This is a genomic window from Pseudomonas sp. VD-NE ins (assembly GCF_031882575.1).
GTDB lineage: Bacteria > Pseudomonadota > Gammaproteobacteria > Pseudomonadales > Pseudomonadaceae > Aquipseudomonas > Aquipseudomonas fluorescens_BZ.
In genome coordinates this window covers 5,403,498-5,423,815 of the sequence record NZ_CP134772.1, presented here as the reverse complement: position 1 = coordinate 5,423,815, position 20,318 = coordinate 5,403,498, and the positions used below count along the sequence as shown (strand labels likewise).

Annotated in this window: 23 protein-coding genes; 22 read left to right on the top strand and 1 reads right to left on the bottom strand. The window is 59.0% G+C overall.

Going from position 1 to position 20,318, the window contains the following annotated elements; translation table 11 throughout:
• Positions 1–35 precede the first annotated feature (35 nt).
• The 4 genes from yajC (at position 36) to RMV17_RS24055 (ending at position 3,901) form a co-directional block, all read left to right on the top strand.
• Positions 36–374, top strand: a complete 339-nt coding sequence (gene yajC, locus RMV17_RS24070; protein ID WP_003227923.1) for a preprotein translocase subunit YajC — start codon at positions 36–38, stop codon at positions 372–374.
• 64 nt (positions 375–438) lie between these two features.
• Positions 439–2,307: a protein translocase subunit SecD gene (secD, locus tag RMV17_RS24065; RefSeq protein ID WP_016984381.1), complete on the top strand. Its 1,869-nt coding sequence runs from the start codon at positions 439–441 to the stop codon at positions 2,305–2,307.
• 9 nt (positions 2,308–2,316) lie between these two features.
• Positions 2,317–3,231 (top strand): protein translocase subunit SecF, encoded by a 915-nt coding sequence (gene secF, locus RMV17_RS24060; RefSeq protein ID WP_034156104.1) that lies wholly within the window; start codon positions 2,317–2,319, stop codon positions 3,229–3,231.
• Positions 3,232–3,352: 121 nt separating this feature from the next.
• Positions 3,353–3,901, top strand: coding sequence for a glycine zipper 2TM domain-containing protein (locus RMV17_RS24055; RefSeq protein WP_007956693.1), 549 nt, complete (start codon positions 3,353–3,355; stop codon positions 3,899–3,901).
• Between the two features lie 238 nt (positions 3,902–4,139).
• Here RMV17_RS24055 and suhB read toward each other — a convergent pair whose 3' ends face one another.
• Positions 4,140–4,958, bottom strand: a complete 819-nt coding sequence (gene suhB / locus RMV17_RS24050) for an inositol-phosphate phosphatase (RefSeq protein WP_034156254.1) — start codon at positions 4,956–4,958, stop codon at positions 4,140–4,142.
• Between the two features lie 145 nt (positions 4,959–5,103).
• Here suhB and trmJ point away from each other — a divergent pair, with 145 nt between their 5' ends.
• The 18 genes from trmJ (at position 5,104) to bamB (ending at position 20,254) form a co-directional block, all read left to right on the top strand.
• On the top strand, positions 5,104–5,874 hold the full coding sequence (trmJ, locus tag RMV17_RS24045) for a tRNA (cytosine(32)/uridine(32)-2'-O)-methyltransferase TrmJ (protein ID WP_008084663.1): 771 nt from the start codon (positions 5,104–5,106) through the stop codon (positions 5,872–5,874).
• Positions 5,875–5,877: 3 nt separating this feature from the next.
• Positions 5,878–6,654 (top strand): serine O-acetyltransferase, encoded by a 777-nt coding sequence (gene cysE / locus RMV17_RS24040; RefSeq protein ID WP_311883062.1) that lies wholly within the window; start codon positions 5,878–5,880, stop codon positions 6,652–6,654.
• A 245-nt stretch (positions 6,655–6,899) separates the two neighbouring features.
• Positions 6,900–7,391 carry a Fe-S cluster assembly transcriptional regulator IscR gene (gene iscR, locus RMV17_RS24035; protein ID WP_003227911.1) on the top strand — a complete coding sequence of 164 codons (492 nt, stop codon included), beginning with the start codon at positions 6,900–6,902 and terminating at the stop codon, positions 7,389–7,391.
• A gap of 47 nt (positions 7,392–7,438) precedes the next feature.
• Positions 7,439–8,653, top strand: a complete 1,215-nt coding sequence (locus RMV17_RS24030; RefSeq protein WP_034156255.1) for an IscS subfamily cysteine desulfurase — start codon at positions 7,439–7,441, stop codon at positions 8,651–8,653.
• Positions 8,654–8,754: 101 nt separating this feature from the next.
• Positions 8,755–9,141: a Fe-S cluster assembly scaffold IscU gene (gene iscU / locus RMV17_RS24025; RefSeq protein ID WP_007916892.1), complete on the top strand. Its 387-nt coding sequence runs from the start codon at positions 8,755–8,757 to the stop codon at positions 9,139–9,141.
• Positions 9,142–9,175: 34 nt separating this feature from the next.
• Positions 9,176–9,499, top strand: coding sequence for an iron-sulfur cluster assembly protein IscA (iscA, locus tag RMV17_RS24020; protein WP_003227904.1), 324 nt, complete (start codon positions 9,176–9,178; stop codon positions 9,497–9,499).
• Between the two features lie 8 nt (positions 9,500–9,507).
• Positions 9,508–10,029, top strand: coding sequence for a co-chaperone HscB (hscB, locus tag RMV17_RS24015; protein WP_007916889.1), 522 nt, complete (start codon positions 9,508–9,510; stop codon positions 10,027–10,029).
• 51 nt (positions 10,030–10,080) lie between these two features.
• The gene (hscA, locus tag RMV17_RS24010; RefSeq protein WP_311883057.1) at positions 10,081–11,946 is read left to right on the top strand and encodes a Fe-S protein assembly chaperone HscA; all 1,866 of its coding nucleotides are present in this window, start codon (positions 10,081–10,083) and stop codon (positions 11,944–11,946) included.
• Positions 11,946–12,287, top strand: coding sequence for an ISC system 2Fe-2S type ferredoxin (gene fdx, locus RMV17_RS24005; protein WP_007916885.1), 342 nt, complete (start codon positions 11,946–11,948; stop codon positions 12,285–12,287). The genes hscA and fdx overlap by 1 nt, the downstream gene beginning before the upstream one ends.
• Positions 12,288–12,301: 14 nt before the next feature.
• Positions 12,302–12,502 carry a Fe-S cluster assembly protein IscX gene (iscX, locus tag RMV17_RS24000; RefSeq protein ID WP_194936361.1) on the top strand — a complete coding sequence of 67 codons (201 nt, stop codon included), beginning with the start codon at positions 12,302–12,304 and terminating at the stop codon, positions 12,500–12,502.
• An 87-nt stretch (positions 12,503–12,589) separates the two neighbouring features.
• Positions 12,590–13,015 (top strand): nucleoside-diphosphate kinase, encoded by a 426-nt coding sequence (gene ndk / locus RMV17_RS23995; RefSeq protein ID WP_007916882.1) that lies wholly within the window; start codon positions 12,590–12,592, stop codon positions 13,013–13,015.
• Between the two features lie 28 nt (positions 13,016–13,043).
• Positions 13,044–14,192: a 23S rRNA (adenine(2503)-C(2))-methyltransferase RlmN gene (gene rlmN / locus RMV17_RS23990; protein WP_016984373.1), complete on the top strand. Its 1,149-nt coding sequence runs from the start codon at positions 13,044–13,046 to the stop codon at positions 14,190–14,192.
• A gap of 12 nt (positions 14,193–14,204) precedes the next feature.
• Positions 14,205–14,963, top strand: a complete 759-nt coding sequence (gene pilW, locus RMV17_RS23985; RefSeq protein ID WP_311883051.1) for a type IV pilus biogenesis/stability protein PilW — start codon at positions 14,205–14,207, stop codon at positions 14,961–14,963.
• Positions 14,963–15,988 carry a helix-turn-helix domain-containing protein gene (locus RMV17_RS23980; RefSeq protein WP_311883049.1) on the top strand — a complete coding sequence of 342 codons (1,026 nt, stop codon included), beginning with the start codon at positions 14,963–14,965 and terminating at the stop codon, positions 15,986–15,988. Before pilW ends, RMV17_RS23980 begins: the two co-directional genes overlap by 1 nt.
• 3 nt (positions 15,989–15,991) lie before the next feature.
• Complete coding sequence (ispG, locus tag RMV17_RS23975; RefSeq protein WP_311883047.1) at positions 15,992–17,101, top strand: flavodoxin-dependent (E)-4-hydroxy-3-methylbut-2-enyl-diphosphate synthase; 1,110 nt, start codon at positions 15,992–15,994, stop codon at positions 17,099–17,101.
• A 36-nt stretch (positions 17,102–17,137) separates the two neighbouring features.
• A complete protein-coding gene (gene hisS, locus RMV17_RS23970; protein WP_016984369.1) occupies positions 17,138–18,427 on the top strand; it encodes a histidine--tRNA ligase in 1,290 nt (429 codons plus the stop codon).
• Positions 18,428–18,468: 41 nt separating this feature from the next.
• Positions 18,469–19,110 carry a YfgM family protein gene (locus RMV17_RS23965; RefSeq protein ID WP_007916865.1) on the top strand — a complete coding sequence of 214 codons (642 nt, stop codon included), beginning with the start codon at positions 18,469–18,471 and terminating at the stop codon, positions 19,108–19,110.
• Complete coding sequence (gene bamB, locus RMV17_RS23960) at positions 19,103–20,254, top strand: outer membrane protein assembly factor BamB (protein ID WP_311883044.1); 1,152 nt, start codon at positions 19,103–19,105, stop codon at positions 20,252–20,254. Before RMV17_RS23965 ends, bamB begins: the two co-directional genes overlap by 8 nt.
• Positions 20,255–20,318: the final 64 nt, after the last annotated feature.

The following is a 20,318-nucleotide window of genomic DNA, read 5'->3' as shown; positions in this document are numbered from 1 at the left end:
ACCCCAAGATTCAACATTTGCAACTGGAGTGCTAAATGAGCTTTTTTATCTCTAACGCCATGGCTGACGCGGCTGCACCGGCTGCTGCCGGCCCAATGGGCGGCGGTTTCGAGTGGATTTTCCTGGTCGGCTTCCTGGTCATCTTCTACCTGATGATCTGGCGTCCACAGGCCAAGCGCGCCAAAGAGCAGAAGAACCTGCTGAGCAGCCTTGCGAAAGGCGACGAAGTTGTGACCACTGGCGGCATCGCCGGCAAGATCACCAAAGTGGCCGATGACTTCGTGGTTCTGGAAGTTTCGGACACCGTGGAAATGAAGTTCCAGAAAGGCGCCATCGCCGCCACGCTGCCAAAAGGCACGCTGAAAGCGATCTGAAGCAACAACTTCTACTCAATCGACGGGGCGCGCAAGGCGCCCCGCGTTCATAACGGGCGGCGTGATGCTGAACAAATATCCTCTGTGGAAATACATTCTGATCCTGGCGGTGCTGGCGATCGGTCTGATTTATTCCGCTCCGAATCTATACCCCGATGACCCGGCCATTCAGGTCAGCGGTGCAAGCACTGCGCTGCAAGTCAATCAGGCTGATCTGGATCGTGTGAGCACTGCGCTCAAGGAGTCCGGGATCAACGTCAAGGCCGCCACGCTGGCAGCCAACGGCAAGGGCGGTCTGATCCGTCTGAGCAAGGCTGAAGACCAGCTGCCGGCCAAAGACGTTGTGCGCAAGGCGTTGGGTGATGACTACGTCGTCGCGCTGAACCTGGCACAGACCACCCCGCAATGGCTGCGCAATCTGGGCGCGCACCCGATGAAGCTGGGTCTGGACTTGTCCGGTGGTGTGCACTTCCTGCTGGAAGTGGACATGGACAAAGCCCTCGATGCACGCCTGAAAGTCTACGAAGGTGACGTCAAGAGCCTGCTGCGCAAAGAGAAGCTGCGCTATCGCAGCCTGCCGCAACTGGGCGGTGCCATTCAGCTGGGCTTCAGCGATGAAGATTCCCGCGAACAGGCCCGTGCACTGATCCGCAAGAACTTCAACGATTTCGACATTGTTCCGGCCGACCTCAATGGTCAACCGGTGCTGCGTCTGGCGATGACCCCGGCCAAGCTGGCGGAAATCCGTGAATACTCCATCAAGCAGAACTTGACCACGGTACGTAACCGCGTCAACGAGCTGGGTGTTGCCGAACCGATCGTTCAGCGTCAAGGCGCCAACCGCATCGTGGTTGAGCTGCCGGGCGTGCAGGACACTGCCGAAGCCAAGCGTATTCTCGGCAAGACGGCCAACCTTGAATTCCGTCTGGCCGCAGAGCCGGGCGCTTCGAAAGCCACTTCGGAAACTTTCGAGTTCCGTGAAGGCAAGCGTCCGCCAGCACAGATCGAGCGTGGTCTGATCATCACCGGTGACCAGGTCACCGACGCCAAGGCCGGTTTCGGCGAACACGGTACGCCTGAAGTGAACATCCGTCTGGATGGTCACGGTGGTGAACTGATGAGCCGCGCAACCCGTTCGAACGTCGGTCGCAGCATGGCGGTGATCTTCATCGAACAGCGTCCGATCACCACTTACACCAAGCAAGTGGTCGATGGCGTCGAGAAAGACGTTGCCGTTCAAACGTTCAAAGAAGAGAAGAAGATCATCAGCCTGGCGACCATTCAGTCGCCGCTGGGTGCTCAGTTCCGCATCACTGGCCTGAACGGTCAGGGTGAGTCGTCCGAGCTGGCGCTGCTGCTGCGTGCCGGTGGTCTGGCCGCACCGATGTACTTCGCTGAAGAGCGCACAATCGGCCCGAGCCTGGGTGCTGACAACATCACCAAAGGTATCGATGCGTCGCTGTGGGGCATGCTGTTCGTGTCGCTGTTCATCATCGCCATCTACCGCTTCTTCGGCATCATTGCCACCGTCGCGCTGGCGGTGAACATGGTGTTGCTGCTGGCCTTGATGTCGCTGCTGGGTGCAACGCTGACCCTGCCGGGTATCGCCGGTATCGTGCTGACCATGGGTATGGCGGTCGACGCCAACGTGCTGATCTTCTCGCGGATCCGTGAGGAGATCGCCGCCGGCATGACCGTGCAGCGTGCAATCAACGAAGGCTTCGGCCGGGCATTCACCGCGATTCTCGACGCCAACCTGACTACCTTGTTGGTCGGCGGGATTCTCTTTGCCATGGGCACCGGCCCGGTCAAAGGTTTCGCAGTGACCATGTCCCTCGGGATCTTTACCTCGATGTTCACGGCCATCATGGTGACCCGCGCAATGGTCAACCTGATCTTTGGCGGACGTGACTTCAAGAAGTTGTGGATTTAAGGGGCTGCCATGTTACGTACAATCAACTTCATGGGCGTTCGCAACTTCGCGTTCGGCGTCACAGTGTTTCTCACGTTGCTGGCTATATTCAGCGTTGTCCACAAGGGCATGAACTGGGGCCTGGACTTCACCGGCGGTACGCTCATCGAGCTGACCTACGAGCGTCCGGCTGACGTCACCAAGGTGCGTGAAGAGCTGGTAACTTCCGGTTACCACGAAGCCATCGTGCAGAGTTTCGGTGCCACCACCGATCTGCTGGTGCGCATGCCGGGTGAAGACCCGCAGCTGGGTCATCAGGTCGCGGAAGCGTTGCAGAAGCTCGGCGGCGACAACCCGGCGACGGTCAAACGTGTCGAATTCGTTGGCCCGCAGGTCGGTGAAGAGCTGCGTGACCAGGGCGGCCTCGGCATGCTGCTGGCGCTCGGCGGTATCCTGATCTACCTGGCATTCCGCTTTCAGTGGAAGTTCGCGGTTGGCGCCATCGTTTCGCTGATTCACGACGTGATCGTGACCATCGGTATCCTGTCGTTCTTCCAGATCACCTTCGACCTGACGGTGCTGGCGGCGGTACTGGCGATCATCGGTTACTCGCTGAACGACACCATCGTGGTATTCGACCGGGTTCGTGAGAACTTCCGTGTCCTGCGCAAGGCTTCGCTGATCGAGAACATCAACATCTCGACCACCCAGACCCTGCTGCGGACCATGGCGACGTCGATCTCCACTTTGCTCGCGATCGCGGCACTGCTGTTCTTCGGTGGCGACAACCTGTTCGGCTTCTCGATTGCCCTGTTCATCGGTGTTCTGGCGGGTACTTACTCGTCGATCTACATCGCTAACGTGGTGCTGATCTGGCTGAACCTGAGCACTGAGGATCTGATTCCTCCGGCAAACACCGAGAAGGAAGTCGACGACCGTCCATAACGGCCATCGTTTTCCCGGCTGTCAGCCCAAGAAAGGCGCGATTTGAACTCGCGCCTTTTTTTATGCTCCAAGGCTGGGAGAAGCGCGGGCGTGTCCCGCATGTGATGGTCAGGAGGTTCATGTGAACAAGTCGTTGCTGGTTGGTGCGGTATTGGGTGCTGTCGGTGTGACTGCCGGGGGCGCTGTTGCCACCTACAGCCTGGTTAAAAGCGGCCCTGAGTATGCGCAAGTGTTGGCCGTCGAACCGGTTAAAACACAGATCAAGACTCCACGTGAAGTGTGCAAGGACGTGACAGTGACGCGTCAGGCACCGGTAAAGGATCAGCATCAAATTGCCGGTACGGTGGTCGGTGCACTGGCAGGTGGTTTGCTGGGTAATCAGATTGGCGGCGGCACCGGCAAGAAAATTGCCACGGTAGCCGGTGCGGTCGGTGGCGGTTATGCGGGTAACAAGGTGCAGGAAGGCATGCAGGAGCGTGACACCTACACCACCACGCAAACCCGCTGCAACACGGTCAATGACATCAGTGACAAGGTCGTCGGTTACGACGTGCGTTACTCGCTCGATGGCAAGGAAGGCAAAGTGCGGATGGATCGCGATCCGGGCAACCAGATTCCGGTCGACAAGGAAGGCAAGCTGATTCTGTCGCAGAATGAGCCGGGTCAGTAATTACCGACTGTTTTAAAAAGAAGCACCCTGCGGGGTGCTTTTTTGTGCCCGGAATTTTCGGCTAACCCCGGATCTCCTGTGGGAGCGAGCTTGCTCGCGAATGCGGTCTGGCATTCAACATCTATGCAGCCTGATCCACCGCTTTCGCGAGCAAGCTCGCTCCCACAAGGATTTGTGTTGGTCTGAATGCAAGCATAAAAAAAGCACCCTAAGGGTGCTTTTTTGTTTCGCGTGAAGCTTAGCGCTTCAGCGAAGCCGGCAGATGCGGCTGGATCGCCGTCAGGACTGCCTTGAAGCATTTGGTGTTGCCGGCAACGATGTGGCCTTTTTCAAGGAAGTCGTGACCGCCGGTGAAGTCGCTCACCAGGCCGCCGGCTTCTTGAATCAGCAGGGCGCCTGCAGCCATGTCCCACTCGGACAGGCCTGATTCCCAGAACGCATCGAAACGACCGGCAGCTACGTAAGCCAGGTCCAGGCTTGCCGAACCGGCGCGGCGGATGCCGGCAGTCTGGCCAACCAGAGCGCGGAACATGCCCAGATAGTTCTCCAGGTTGTCCATTTGATCGTCACGGAACGGGAAGCCAGTGCCGAGCAGAGCGCCGTCGAGGCTGGTGCGACCGCTGACGCGCAGGCGACGACCGTTCAGTTGAGCGCCGCGACCACGGCTGGCGGTGAATTCTTCCTGGCGAACCGGGTCCAGAACCACTGCGTGTTCCAGGCGACCGCGATATTTGCAGGCGATGCTGACAGCGAAGTGCGGAATGCCGCGCAGGAAGTTGGTGGTGCCGTCCAGTGGATCGATGATCCACAGGTACTCTTCGCCTTCGATGCCGGTGCCGGCGTGCAGGCCTGTCTCTTCACCGCGGATGGAGTGGTTAGGGTAAGCCTTGCGCAACGCGTCGATGATTTTCTGTTCGGCGGCGCGATCGACCTCGGATACATAATCCTTGGCGTCTTTTTCGTCGACCTTGATGGTATCCAGGCGCTCGATGGAGCGGAAGATCAGTTCACTGGCGCTGCGGGCGGCGCGCAGCGCGATATTCAGCATGGGCTGCATGGATGTGTCACCTAAGGTTGTTAAAGAAAGCCGCGCATTCTATCAGAACTTTTCTTCAGGTGAAGGACGCTGTTCGCTTTCATAGCTTAACGGTAGGCTGTTCTGTAAGATTTGCACCCCTTTCCTGTGTCCGAGAGCGCCTCCCTTGCTGCAGAACATTCGTGTCGTCCTGGTCAATACCAGCCACCCCGGCAACATCGGCGGGGCCGCGCGCGCCATGAAAAACATGGGTCTGTCGCGACTGGTGCTAGTCGAACCGCGCCTGTTTCCGCATCACGAGGCCGATGCTCGCGCCTCCGGTGCCGGTGACATCCTTGAAAACGCCCAGGTCGTCGCCACCTTGGAAGATGCCTTGGTCGGCTGCAATCTGGTGCTCGGCACCAGCGCCCGTGACCGCCGTATCCCTTGGCCGCTGCTGGATCCGCGCGAATGCGGTACCAAAGTGGTCGAGGAAGCCGGGCAGGGCGCCGAAATAGCGCTGGTGTTCGGCCGTGAAGATTCCGGTCTGACCAATGACGAACTGCAGCGATGTCACTTTCATGTGCACATCCCTTCCGACCCTGAGTTCAGCTCGCTGAACCTAGGCGCGGCGGTGCAGGTGTTGAGCTATGAAGTGCGCATGGCCTGGCTGGCCGCCCAAGGTCAGCCGAGCAAGATCGAGAAAGAAGAAGTGGCCTCGGTGAAAAGTGCCGAGCTGGCGACCATGGATGAGCTGGAGCGCTTTTATGAGCATCTGGAGCAGACGCTGGTTGCCATCGAATTCCTCGATCCGGAAAAACCACGGCATTTGATGGCGCGCCTGCGCCGGTTGTACGGACGCAGCTCGGTCAGCCGGGCGGAAATGAATATTTTGCGTGGCATCCTCACGGAAACCCAGAAAGCGGCCCGTGGTGAGCTTCTTAAGCGGAAGGACTAAATGATGTTTGAGCGTTTGCGTGAAGATATCCAGAGCGTGTTCCATCGAGACCCGGCGGCACGTAACGCTTTTGAAGTCCTGACCTGCTACCCCGGCATGCATGCGATCTGGATCCATCGATTGGCCGGCATGCTGTGGCGCAATGAGCTGAAATGGCTGGCGCGGCTGGTGTCGAACTTCGGTCGCTGGTTGACCGGGATCGAAATTCATCCGGGCGCCAAGGTTGGTCGACGCTTCTTTATTGACCATGGAATGGGCATCGTCATTGGTGAAACCGCCGAGATTGGCGATGACGTGACCATTTATCAGGGCGTGACCCTGGGTGGCACCAGCTGGAACAAAGGCAAGCGTCACCCGACGTTGGGTGATGGCGTGGTTGTTGGTGCGGGCGCCAAGGTGCTTGGCCCGTTCACGGTCGGCGCCGGTGCCAAGATCGGTTCCAACGCCGTGGTGACCAAAGAGGTGCCACCGGGCGCCACTGTTGTCGGTATTCCCGGGCGAATCATCGTCAAGTCCGATGAGGAGCAGGACGCCAAGCGCAAGGCTATGGCCGAGAAAATCGGTTTCGACGCCTACGGTGTCAGCGAAGACATGCCCGACCCGGTGGCGCGCGCCATTGGTCAGTTGCTCGATCACCTGCAAGCGGTGGACGGGCGTCTGGAGGGGATGTGCGGCGCGCTGAAGGATCTGGGCAGCAATTATTGTGCGAAAGATCTGCCTGAACTGCGCGAAGAAGACTTCGCCTGCGTCAAAGGCAAAGACGAATCCAAAGCCAGCTAGCGCCCCTGTAGGAGCTGCCGAAGGCTGCGATCTTTTGATCTTATGGAAGGCAACGTCAAAAGATCGCAGCCTTCGGCAGCTCCTACAGAGGCTTGCGCCGGCCGGTGTGCCATTACGCCGCAGACCCTGCTATCATTCGCGCGCTCTTTTGCGGGTAATCCTGACTAAAGTACTAGGTCTTAAAGTTGACTTAAATACTCGGGAATTGCATACTCGCCCCATTCTGAACTCCGTGGTAACTGTCCATGCGACTGACTACAAAAGGCCGATACGCCGTGACCGCCATGCTTGACCTGGCGTTGCACGCGCAGCACGGGCCCGTGTCCCTGGCCGATATCTCCGAGCGCCAAGGCATCTCCCTGTCCTACCTCGAACAGCTGTTCGCCAAGCTGCGTCGCAGCAACCTGGTTTCCAGTGTTCGCGGCCCGGGTGGTGGCTACCAGTTGTCCCGCGACATGCAGGGCATCCAGGTTGCTCAGGTGATCGATGCGGTAAACGAATCGGTTGATGCCACCAAATGCCAGGGCCAGGGCGATTGCCATTCCGGCGACACCTGCCTGACCCATCATCTGTGGTGCGATTTGAGCCTGCAGATTCACGAATTTCTAAGTGGTATCAGCTTGGCTGATCTTGTGACTCGCCGTGAGGTGCAAGAAGTAGCCCAGCGTCAGGACCAGCGCCGTTGCAATAGCAAGGCGCCACGCCTGGACAAGATTGAAGCGTCCGCCGTCGAATGACAGCCAGAGAGCTAGCGGCACGCCAGCCCTGATTTAGGAGATAGTCCATGAAATTGCCGATTTACCTTGATTACTCTGCGACCACCCCGGTTGATCCGCGTGTTGCGCAAAAAATGAGTGAATGCCTGCTGGTTGACGGAAACTTCGGTAACCCGGCGTCCCGTTCCCACGTGTTCGGCTGGAAAGCTGAAGAGTCCGTCGAAAACGCCCGTCGTCAGGTGGCCGATTTGGTCAATGCCGACCCGCGCGAAATCGTCTGGACCTCAGGCGCTACCGAATCCGACAACCTGGCAATCAAGGGTGCGGCGCATTTCTACGGCTCCAAGGGCAAGCACCTGATCACCTCGAAGATTGAGCACAAGGCTGTCCTCGACACCATGCGCCAACTGGAGCGTGAAGGTTTTGAGGTCACCTACCTCGAGCCGACCGAAGACGGTCTGATCACCCCGGCCATGATTGAAGCTGCACTGCGCGAAGACACCATCCTGGTCTCCGTGATGCACGTGAACAACGAAATCGGCACCGTCAACGACATCGCCGCTATTGGCGAAATGCTCCGCGCCAAGGGCGTTCTGTTCCACGTCGACGCTGCTCAGTCCACTGGCAAGGTCGACATCGACCTGCAGAAGCTGAAAGTCGACATGATGTCGTTCTCCGCCCACAAAACCTACGGCCCTAAAGGCATCGGCGCGCTGTACGTCAGCCGCAAGCCGCGTGTGCGCATCGAAGCGACCATGCACGGCGGCGGTCACGAGCGCGGCATGCGTTCCGGCACTCTGGCGACCCACCAGATCGTCGGCATGGGCGAAGCGTTCCGTGTAGCCAAAGAAGACATGGCTGCCGAAAACGTCCGTATCAAAGCCTTGAGCGACCGTTTCTACAAGCAGGTCGAGCATCTGGAAGAGCTGTACGTCAACGGCAGCCTGACCGCCCGCGTTCCGCACAACCTGAACCTGAGCTTCAACTACGTTGAAGGCGAGTCGCTGATCATGGCGCTCAAGGATCTGGCGGTATCGTCCGGTTCGGCGTGCACCTCGGCGTCGCTGGAGCCTTCGTACGTACTGCGCGCCCTGGGCCGCAACGACGAACTGGCACACAGTTCGATCCGCTTCACCTTCGGCCGTTTCACCACCGAAGAAGAAATCGACTACGCCGCGCAGAAAGTCTGCGAGGCCGTTACCAAGCTGCGCGCTCTGTCGCCGCTGTGGGACATGTACAAAGACGGCGTCGATATCTCGAAAATCGAGTGGGCGGCACACTAAATATAGAAGCCGCCAGATACAGATCCTGTAGCGACGCGGCGGTTTACGCAGCGCAGTTGCAGGGTCTCAAGAGCGGCCCTGATGAGTGAGGATTGAGAATCATGGCTTACAGCGAAAAGGTCATCGACCACTACGAAAACCCGCGCAACGTCGGCAAGATGAACGCGGAAGATCCTGATGTCGGCACCGGTATGGTCGGCGCACCGGCGTGCGGCGACGTGATGCGTCTGCAAATCAAGGTCAACGACGCTGGCATCATCGAAGATGCCAAGTTCAAGACCTACGGCTGCGGTTCGGCTATCGCTTCCAGCTCCCTCGCCACCGAGTGGATGAAGGGCAAGACCCTGGACGAAGCAGAAACCATCAAGAACACTCAGTTGGCCGAAGAACTGGCCCTGCCGCCAGTGAAAATTCACTGCTCGGTACTGGCTGAAGACGCTATCAAGGCGGCTGTTCGCGATTACAAGCAGAAGAAAGGCTTGATCTGACTTTCTGGATTTGGCGACGAGTAAGGAGTCACCGATGGCTATCAGCATGACAGAAGCGGCTGCTCGACACGTGCGGCGCTCCCTCGACGGGCGCGGCAAAGGTGAAGGGATTCGTCTGGGTGTTCGCACCACAGGCTGTTCCGGCCTTGCCTACGTGCTGGAGTTTGTCGACGAGGTGGTTGCAGAGGATCAGGTGTTCGAGAGTCACGGCGAAAAAGTGATCATCGACCCGAAAAGCCTCGCCTACCTGGACGGCACCGAGCTCGATTTCGTCAAGGAAGGGTTGAACGAAGGCTTCAAGTTCAACAACCCCAACGTACGCGGTGAATGTGGCTGCGGCGAAAGCTTCAACATCTGAGGCTTGTCGTGGGTATTCCTTGTCATTTCGCTTTATTCGAGCTGCAACCGGGTTTCCGTCTGGATCTCGAGCAGTTGGCCACGCGCTATCGTGAGTTGGCGCGCGGCGTTCATCCTGACCGCTTTGCCGACGCTTCCGAGCGTGAGCAGCGGTCGGCACTCGAGCAGTCTGCACGGCTCAACGACGCCTATCAGACGCTCAAGAGTCCGGCCCAGCGCGCACGCTACCTGCTGACCATCAGCGGGCATGAAGTGCCGATGGAAGTCACGGTCCATGATCCCGAGTTTCTTCTGCAGCAGATGCAATGGCGCGAAGAGCTCGAAGACCTCCAGGACAGTGCCGACCTCGACGGTGTCGCGGTGTTCAAGCGACGCTTGAAAGTGGCTCAGGAAGAACTCAATGAAAGCTTCGCAGCCTGTTGGGATGACGCAGCGCAACGCGAACAGGCCGAACGCCTGATGCGGCGCATGCAGTTCCTCGACAAGCTCACCTACGAAGTGCGCCAGTTAGAAGAGCGCCTCGACGATTAACCCAGTGCCGCTCCGGTCGCACGCCTGATATACAGATAAGTCCTGATCACGATGGCCCTACTGCAGATCGCCGAACCCGGCCAAAGTCCTCAACCGCACCAGCGTCGTCTGGCTGTGGGGATCGACTTGGGCACTACCAATTCGCTGGTCGCTGCGTTGCGCAGTGGTCTTTCCGAGCCGTTGGCTGACGCAAACGGGCAGGTCATCCTGCCGTCCGCCGTGCGTTATCACGCCGATCGCGTTGAAGTCGGCGAGTCGGCCAAGCTGGCTGCTGCTTCCGATCCGTTGAACACCGTGCTGTCGGTCAAGCGCTTGATGGGACGCGGTCTGTCCGACGTCAAGCAATTGGGCGAGCAACTGCCATACCGCTTTGTCGGTGGCGAGTCGCACATGCCGTTCATCGACACCGTGCAAGGCCCGAAAAGCCCGGTCGAAGTCTCCGCCGATATCCTCAAGGTCCTGCGTCAGCGCGCTGAAGCGACGTTGGGTGGCGAACTGGTGGGTGCGGTGATCACCGTTCCGGCGTATTTCGACGATGCTCAGCGTCAAGCCACCAAAGATGCGGCCAAATTGGCCGGACTGAACGTGCTGCGCCTGCTCAATGAGCCGACTGCCGCCGCTGTGGCGTACGGTCTGGATCAGCATGCTGAAGGCCTGGTCGCTATTTATGATCTGGGCGGCGGTACTTTCGATATTTCGATTCTGCGTCTGACTGGCGGTGTTTTCGAAGTTCTGGCCACGGGCGGCGACAGCGCGCTGGGCGGCGACGACTTTGACCACGCGATTGCTGGCTGGATCATCGAGAACGCGGGCCTGTCCGCCGATCTCGATCCAGGTGCACAACGCAATCTGCTGCAAACCGCTTGCGCGGCCAAAGAAGCCCTGACCGATGCGGCGAGCGTTGAAGTGGCCTACGGCGACTGGAAAGCGCCGCTGACCCGCGAAGCTTTCGATGCGCTGATCGAGCCAATGGTCGCGCGCAGCCTGAAAGCCTGCCGCCGCGCCGTTCGCGATTCCGGTGTCGAGCTGGAAGACGTGCACGCCGTGGTCATGGTCGGCGGTTCGACCCGCGTTCCGCGTGTTCGCGAAGCCGTTGCTGAAGCCTTCGGTCGTCAGCCTCTGACTGAAATCGACCCGGATCAAGTGGTGGCCATCGGTGCTGCGATCCAGGCCGATACCCTGGCTGGCAACAAGCGCGATGGCGGTGAACTGCTGCTGCTCGACGTGATTCCGCTGTCCCTGGGGCTGGAAACCATGGGCGGGCTGATGGAGAAGGTGATTCCGCGCAACACCACTATCCCCGTCGCTCGCGCGCAGGATTTCACTACGTACAAAGATGGCCAGTCGGCCATGGCGATCCACGTATTGCAGGGCGAGCGCGAGCTGATCAGCGACTGCCGTTCCCTGGCGCGCTTCGAATTGCGTGGCATCCCAGCGATGGTGGCCGGTGCAGCGAAGATTCGCGTGACCTTCCAGGTCGATGCCGACGGTCTGCTCAGTGTTTCCGCGCGTGAACTGGGTTCGGGCGTTGAGGCGAGCATTCAGGTCAAGCCGTCCTACGGTCTGACCGACGGCGAAATCGCCAAGATGCTGAAAGATTCGTTCCAGCACGCCAACGACGACAAGGTCGCCCGCGTTCTTCGCGAGCAGCAAGTCGATGCCCAGCGCCTGATCGAAGCGGTGCAGGGCGCTCTGGAGGTGGATGGCGAGCGTCTGCTCGACGCCGAAGAGCGCATGGTTATCGACCTGCAACTGCAGGAACTGGCCGAACTGATGAAAGGTACCGATGGTTACGCCATCGAGCAGCAGACCAAGCGTCTGTCGCAAGTGACCGATGCTTTTGCTGCCCGCCGCATGGATCTGACGGTGAAAGCCGCTCTGTCGGGGCGCAATCTGAATGAAATCGAGGATATCTGATGCCGCAGGTCATTTTTCTGCCCCACGAGAAGTTCTGCCCTGAAGGCATGGTGGTCGAGGCTGCGCCCGGCACCTCGATTCTCGAACTGGCCCACGAACACCACATCGAGATGGAAAGCGCCTGCGGCGGCGTCTGCGCTTGCACCACCTGCCACTGCATCATCCGCGAGGGTTTCGACTCGATGGAAGAGGCTGATGAGCTGGAAGAAGACTTCCTCGATCGCGCCTGGGGCCTGGAAGCGCAATCGCGTCTGGCTTGCCAGGCGATCGTCGGTGAAGAAGACATCACCGTCGAAATTCCGAAATATTCGCTTAACCATGCGGCCGAAGCGCCGCACTGACTGGTAAGACTGTCATGAGCTACGGTTGGAATGATGTTCAACGTATTGCAGAAGAACTGGCCGAGGCCCATGACGGGATCGATCCATATTCTGTAGGTTTTGTCCGTTTGCAGCAGATGATCCTGGAACTGCCTGACTTCGATAGCACTTCTGGCCGTGTCGGCGAGAAGGTGCTGGAGGCGGTTCAGGAGCTCTGGGCCAAAGAATTGGACTGATCGTCTCGCAGGTTAGGCAATACCCAAGAACCCGCGTATAATTCGCGGGTTTAATTTTTCGCAAATTACTGTTTCTGGAGTTACACCATGGCTGTTCAACGCACTTTCTCCATCATCAAGCCTGACGCTGTTGCAAAAAACGTCATCGGCGAAATCACCACTCGTTTCGAAAAAGCCGGCCTGCGCGTTGTAGCTTCGAAACTGAAGCAACTGTCCAAAGCTGAAGCTGAAGGCTTCTACGCTGAGCACAGCGCTCGTGGTTTCTTCGGCGACCTGGTTGCTTTCATGATCTCCGGCCCTGTTGTTGTTCAGGTTCTGGAAGGCGAAAACGCTATCGCTCTGAACCGTGAGCTGATGGGCGCTACCAACCCTAAAGAAGCTGCTGCCGGCACCATCCGCGCTGACTTCGCTGATTCCATCGACGCCAACGCTGTTCACGGTTCGGACTCCGAAGCCGCAGCTGCTCGTGAAATCTCGTACTTCTTCGCAGCTACTGAAGTAACCACTCGCTAAGCATTGGCTTAAGAGTGAAGGTGAATCCATGACTACATCGACTGTAAAAACCAACCTGCTGGGTCTGACTCAACAGGAAATGGAAAAATTCTTCGACTCAATCGGGGAGAAGCGTTTCCGTGCCGGTCAGGTAATGAAATGGATTCACCACTTTGGTGTCGATGATTTCGACGCCATGACGAACGTCAGCAAGGCCTTGCGCGACAAGCTCAAGGCTATTGCTGAGGTCCGTGGTCCGGAAGTGGTCAGCGAGGACATCTCCAGCGACGGCACCCGTAAGTGGGTGGTGCGCGTGGCGTCCGGCAGCTGCGTCGAGACCGTATACATTCCCCAGGGCAAACGCGGCACTCTGTGCGTTTCGTCCCAGGCAGGCTGTGCCCTGGATTGCAGTTTCTGCTCCACCGGCAAGCAAGGCTTCAATAGCAACCTCACCGCCGCCGAAGTCATCGGTCAGGTGTGGATTGCCAACAAATCTTTCGGCAGTGTCCCGGCAACCGTCGACCGTGCCATCACCAACGTGGTGATGATGGGCATGGGTGAGCCGCTGCTGAACTTCGACAACGTCGTCGCCGCCATGCATCTGATGATGGATGACCTCGGCTACGGGATCTCCAAGCGCCGCGTGACCCTGTCCACCTCGGGTGTGGTGCCGATGATCGATGAGCTGGCCAAGCACATCGACGTGTCCCTGGCGTTGTCGCTGCACGCACCGAATGACGCATTGCGTAACCAATTGGTGCCGATCAACAAGAAATATCCGCTTAAGATGCTGCTCGAGTCGTGCCAGCGCTACATGTCCGCCCTTGGCGAGAAACGTGTGCTGACCATCGAGTACACCTTGCTCAAGGACATCAACGACAAGGTTGAACACGCCGTTGAGATGATCGAGCTGCTGAAGAACATTCCGTGCAAGATCAACCTGATTCCGTTCAACCCGTTCCCGCATTCCGGTTACGAGCGCCCGAGCAACAACGCGATCCGTCGTTTCCAGGATCAGTTGCATCAGGCCGGTTTCAACGTCACTGTCCGCACCACCCGTGGTGAAGACATCGACGCTGCATGTGGTCAATTGGTAGGGCAGGTGCTGGATCGCACCCGTCGCAGCGAACGTTACATCGCCGTGCGTGAGTTGAGCGCCGACAGCGATCTGGCACAGAACGCCGCGAACACAAATTAAGAGAGGATCTCTATGTCCCTGCGCTTTGCGCTGCTGTTGCTGTTGGCCAGCCTGTGTGCTGGTTGTGTCCTGTCGGGTGACTACAACCCGATGAAGACCAGCAAGGGCCGCGATGAAGCGCGGGCTGCCTACGTGCAGCTGGGGCTGGGATACTTGCAGCAAGGCATGACCGAGCGGGCCAAGGTGCCGCTGAAGAAGGCGCTGGAAATCGACGGTTCCGATCCTGACGCCAACGCTGCCCTCGGCTTGGTGTTCCAGTCCGAAATGGAGCCTGAGCTGGCCGACGAACACTTCCGCAAGGCTTTGTCCTCCCGTCCCGCCGATGCGCGCATTCTCAACAACTACGGCAGTTTTCTCTACGAACAACAGCGTTTTAAAGAAGCCTACGAGCGTTTTGAACAGGCCGCCGCCGATACCCTGTATCCTGAGCGTTCGCGTGTGTTCGAAAATCTCGGCATGACGGCAGCAAAGCTTGGTCAGCGTGATCTGGCGCAGCAACAGCTGGAAAAGGCACTGCGTTTGAATCGTCAACAACCGCGCGCATTGCTGGAAATGGCTGAGTTGTCTTTCGAAGACAGGCATTATGTGCCCGCGCGAGACTATTACGACCGTTTCAGCCAGTTGACCGAACAAAATGCACGTAGTCTATTGCTCGGCGTTCGGCTGGCAAAAGTGTTTGAAGATCGCGACAAGGCCGCCAGTTATGGCCTGCAATTAAAACGACTCTATCCCGGTACGCCGGAATATCAGCAATACCTGTCGGAGCAATGATGAAAGCGGCGCATCCCGAAGTTGTAGCAGCGAATCGCGTTAACCCCGGTGAGACCCTGCGCCAGGCCCGCGAAAGCAATGGCTGGTCGCTGGCCGAAGTGGCCCTCAAGCTCAACCTCACCGTGACTTCCCTGAGCAATCTTGAAGCCGGCGCTTTCGACAAGCTGCCGGGGCATACCTTCGCTCGCGGTTACATTCGCGCTTATGCCAAATTGCTCGGCATGGACCAGACCGTTCTGGTTCAGCAGTTCGACCAGTCCACCGGTACCGACTCCCAGGGCAGCAACGTGCATGCCCTTGGCCGTATCGAAGAGCCTGTGCGGGTATCCCACACCATTTTGCGTATTGTCAGCCTGCTGTTGCTGATCGCGGTCATCGGCGGCGGTTTCGTCTGGTGGCAGGATCAGACCTCCCAGCGCACCAAGGACCTGACGTCCCTAGCCCCTGAGCACGTTGAAGTCGAAGGTGCTGACGGTACGACGCAGATTCACCCGATTGACGAGCCGGAAGATCAGGCTGTCGAAGAAAATCAGGCCGATACTTCTACAGCGCTGGCACTGCCTCAGTCGGAAACCACGGCTGAATCGACTGGTGCAGAAGGCGCTGCTCCGGCAACTGCTCCAGCAGCACCGGCTGCAACGCCGACCGCGCCGGTTCATACACCGGCGCCGGTTGTCGCTACCCCGGCTAGCCCCGCGCCAACCACTCCAGCGCCGACCGTCACCGCTCCGGTCGTTCCTGCTGCACCGGCAGCGACCGCAGAAGCAACCGCTCCGGTGGCTGGCGATGGTCAGGTACAACTGCAGTTCAGTGCCGATTGCTGGGCACAAGTGACCGATGGCCGTGGCAAAGTGATTTTCAGTGGTCTGAAGCATAAAGGCGATAGCGTCACCGTTTCCGGCAAGCCGCCGCTTAACGTACGTCTGGGCGTTGCCCGCGCCGCGCAGGTCAGCTACAACGGCCAACCGGTCGATATCGCTCCGTTCACCAGTGGCGAGACTGCTCGCCTGAAGTTGGGTCAATAAGTCATGCACGGCGAATCTCCAATCAAACGTCGCGTTTCGCGCAAGATCTGGGTCGGCAACGTACCGGTGGGCGGCGATGCGCCGATCGCTGTGCAAAGCATGACCAACAGCGACACCAATGACGTTGCCGCCACCGTTGCGCAAATCAATCGTCTGGAAGCCGCTGGCGTCGACATCGTTCGCGTTTCGGTGCCGGACATGGACGCCGCCGAGGCGTTCGGCAAGATCAAGCAACTGGTCAAGGTGCCGCTGGTTGCCGACATCCACTTCGACTACAAGATCGCTCTGCGCGTGGCCGAACTGGGCGTGGACTGCCTGCGTATCAACCCGGGCAACATCGGTCGCGAAGATCGTGTTCGTGCGGTGGTCGATGCCGCCCGTGATCGCGGGATTCCGATCCGCATCGGCGTCAACGCCGGTTCCCTGGAAAAAGACCTGCAAAAGAAATACGGCGAGCCAACCCCAGCCGCGCTGGTCGAGTCCGCTCTGCGCCACGTTGAACACCTCGAACGCCTGAATTTCCAGAACTTCAAGGTCAGCGTTAAGGCCTCGGACGTGTTCATGGCCGTCGAAGCCTACCGCTTGCTGGCGAAAGAAATCATTCAGCCGCTGCACCTGGGCATCACCGAAGCCGGTGGATTGCGTTCGGGCACAGTGAAATCCGCCGTGGGCCTAGGTATGCTGCTCGCCGAGGGGATTGGCGATACCATCCGCATCTCGCTGGCGGCCGACCCGGTCGAGGAAGTGAAGGTCGGTTACGACATTCTCAAGTCTTTGCATCTGCGTTCCCGTGGCATCAACTTCATCGCCTGCCCGAGCTGCTCGCGGCAGAACTTCGATGTGGTGAAAACCATGAACGAGCTGGAAGGGCGTCTTGAAGACCTGCTGGTGCCGCTGGATGTCGCGGTGATCGGTTGCGTGGTCAACGGCCCCGGCGAAGCCAAGGAAGCCCATATCGGCTTGACCGGCGGCACGCCAAACCTGATTTACATCGACGGCAAGCCGTCGCAGAAACTGACGAATGACAATCTGGTGGACGAGCTGGAAAAGCTGATCCGCCAGAAAGCGGCCGAAAAGGTCGAAGCTGACGCTGCGGTTATCGCGCGCGGCTGAGCCTGACTGAACGCCGAACGAATTTAAGGATTTAAAGTGAGCAAGTCTCTGCAAGCCATTCGTGGCATGAACGACATCCTGCCCGAACAGACCCCCCTGTGGCGTTATTTCGAGGGCACTGTTGCGCGTCTGCTGGATAACTACGGTTACAAGCAGATCCGCATGCCGATCGTCGAGTTCACCGAGCTGTTCAAGCGCTCGATCGGTGAAGTGACCGATATCGTCGAAAAAGAGATGTACACCTTCGAAGACCGCAACGGCGACTCCCTGACCTTGCGTCCGGAAGGCACTGCGGCGTGTGTGCGTGCTGTGCTCGAGCACGGCATCACCGGCGGTGGCCAGGTGCAGAAACTCTGGTACATAGGCCCGATGTTCCGTCACGAGCGTCCGCAGAAAGGCCGTTATCGCCAGTTCCACCAGATCGGTCTGGAAGTGTTCAACCTCGACGGTCCGGACATCGACGCCGAGCTGATTACCATGACCTGGCGCCTGTGGGGCGAGCTGGGCATTCGTGATGCGGTCAAACTCGAACTCAACAGCCTCGGCACCAGCGAGTCCCGTGGTCGCTATCGTGAAGCGCTGGTCGAGTACCTCTCGGCGCACCACGACAAGCTCGACGAAGACAGCCAGCGTCGCCTGAAAACCAACCCGTTGCGCGTGCTCGACACGAAAAATGCCGACACTCAAGCGGTGCTGGTTGATGCGCCGAAGATGGCCGACTACCTCGATGACGAGTCGCGTGCACACTTCGAAGGTTTGAAAGCGCGTCTGGATGCCGTCGGCATTCCTTACGTGCTCAACCCGAAACTGGTGCGCGGCCTCGATTACTACAGCAAAACCGTTTTCGAATGGGTCACCGACAAGCTCGGCGCCCAAGGCACTGTCTGCGCCGGCGGCCGTTACGACGGTCTGGTCGAGCAGATGGGCGGCAAGCCGACCACGGGCGTTGGTTTCGCCATGGGCATCGAGCGTCTGGTGTTGATGCTCGAAACCCTTGAGCAGATCCCGGAAGAAATCTCCCGTCAGGTCGATGTCTACCTCTGCGCCTTCGGTGAAGAAGCCGAGCTGGCCGGTCTGGCCCTGGCTGAACGTGTTCGCGATCAACTTCCAAACCTGCGCCTGCAAGTCAATGCCGGCGCCGGCAGCTTCAAAAGCCAGTTCAAGAAGGCCGACAAGAGCGGTGCGCTGTACGCACTGATCCTCGGTGACGACGAAATGGCCCAGCAAGTGGTAGGTTTCAAACCCCTGCGTGGCCAGGGCGAACAACAAAGCATTGCCTGGGATGCGCTCGCCGCTCACCTGGCCACCTGCGTCGTGCAGGGTTGAAGCTGTCCAAACAGCCGATTTAGCGATTAAGGAGTATTGGGGTGTCGAGTACCGAAGACGAACAGTTGGCGGATTTGAAGGACTGGTGGACACGCAACGGCAAACCTCTGGTCACCGGCGGCCTGTTGGCGCTGGTCATCGTGTTCGGCTGGCAGGCTTATCACAAGTATCAGAGCAACCAGTCGCAAGGCGCCTCGGTGCTCTATCAGCAATTGCTGGAAACCACGCTGACGCCTGATGGCAAGCCTGATGCTGCCCGCGTTGCGGACTTGGCCGGCAAGCTCAACAGCGAATTCGGCGGTTCTGCCTACGCGCAGTACGGCAGCCTGTTCGTGGCCAAAGTAGCGGTCGACAGCGGCAAGCTGGACGACGCCGCCACCGAGCTGAAAGCCATCGTCGACAAACCGGCCAATCCGGCGCTGGGCGAGATCGCCCGTCAGCGTCTGGCGCAGGTGCTGGGTGCGCAGAACAAGGCTGAAGACGGCCTGAAACTGCTCGACGGCGACGCCGACAAGGCGTTCCTGGCCACTCGCGAAGAACTCAAGGGCGACCTGCTGGTGCAGCTGGGCCGTACCGATGACGCGAACAAGGCGTATCAAAAAGCCAAGGCGGCACTGTCGGATGAAGCGGCGGTCGGTGGCCTTCAAATCAAGCTCGACGACCTGGCCAAAGGGGATGCGTGACGTGATCCGTTGGAAGCATGCAGCATTGCTGGCTCTGGCCCTTCTGGCCGCGGGTTGCAGCAGCAACAGCAAGAAAGAATTGCCACCGGCCGAACTGACCGACTTCAAAGAAGAAGTGGTTCTGCACAAGCAGTGGAGTCGTTCGATCGGTGACGGTCAGGGCGAAACCTACAACATGCTGGTGCCGGCGATCGACGGTGACACCATCTACGCCGCCGATGTGACCGGCGTGGTGATGGCCATGGATCGCGGCAACGGCGACGTGAAATGGAAGCAGGATCTTGATCTGCCTGTCTCCGGCGCTGTCGGCGTTGGCTACGGTCTGGTTCTGATCGGCACCCTGCGCGGTGAAGTCGTTGGTCTCGACACCAGCAACGGTGAAGAAAAGTGGCGTGCACGCGTCAACAGCGAAGTGCTTGCGCCACCGGCCAACAACGGTGACGTCGTAGTGGTGCAGACTCAGGACGATCGTCTGATCGGTCTGGATGCGTCTACCGGTACTCAGCGCTGGGTATATGACAGCACGCCGGCCGTATTGACCCTGCGTGGCACCAGTGCCCCGCTGGTCACCAACCGCCTCGCGGTGGCTGGCCTGTCGACCGGTAAAGTGGTCGCTCTGGACATTTCCAACGGCGTGCCGGTGTGGGAACAACGGATCGCGATTCCACAGGGTCGTTCGGAACTGGAGCGCGTGGTCGACATCGACGGCGGTCTGCTGTTGTCCGGCGGTACTTTGTACGTTGCCAGCTACCAGGGTCGCGTTGCGGCACTGGATCTGGAAAGCGGTCGTCAACTCTGGCAGCGCGATGCGTCGAGCTACGCAGGTATTGCTCAGGGTTTCGGCAGCGTTTACGTGAGCCTGTCTTCGGGCACCGTTGAAGGCGTCGACGAACGTTCCACCACAGCATTGTGGAGCAACGATTCGCTGGCTCGCCGTCAACTGTCGGCTCCGGAAGTGTTCTCCAGCTATGTTGCAGTGGGTGACCTGGAAGGTTATCTGCACCTGCTGAGTCAGGTTGACGGTCGTTTCGTCGGCCGTGAGCGCATCGACAGCGACGGCCTGCGTGCCCGTCCGCTGGTGGTGGGTGACACGATTTATGTATATGGCAACAGCGGCAAACTGGAAGCCCTGACCATCAAGTAACAACTATGCTTGGGGTTAAACCCCCAGGCGGCCCCGGATTCATGGGGCTTGCAGCGCTAACAGG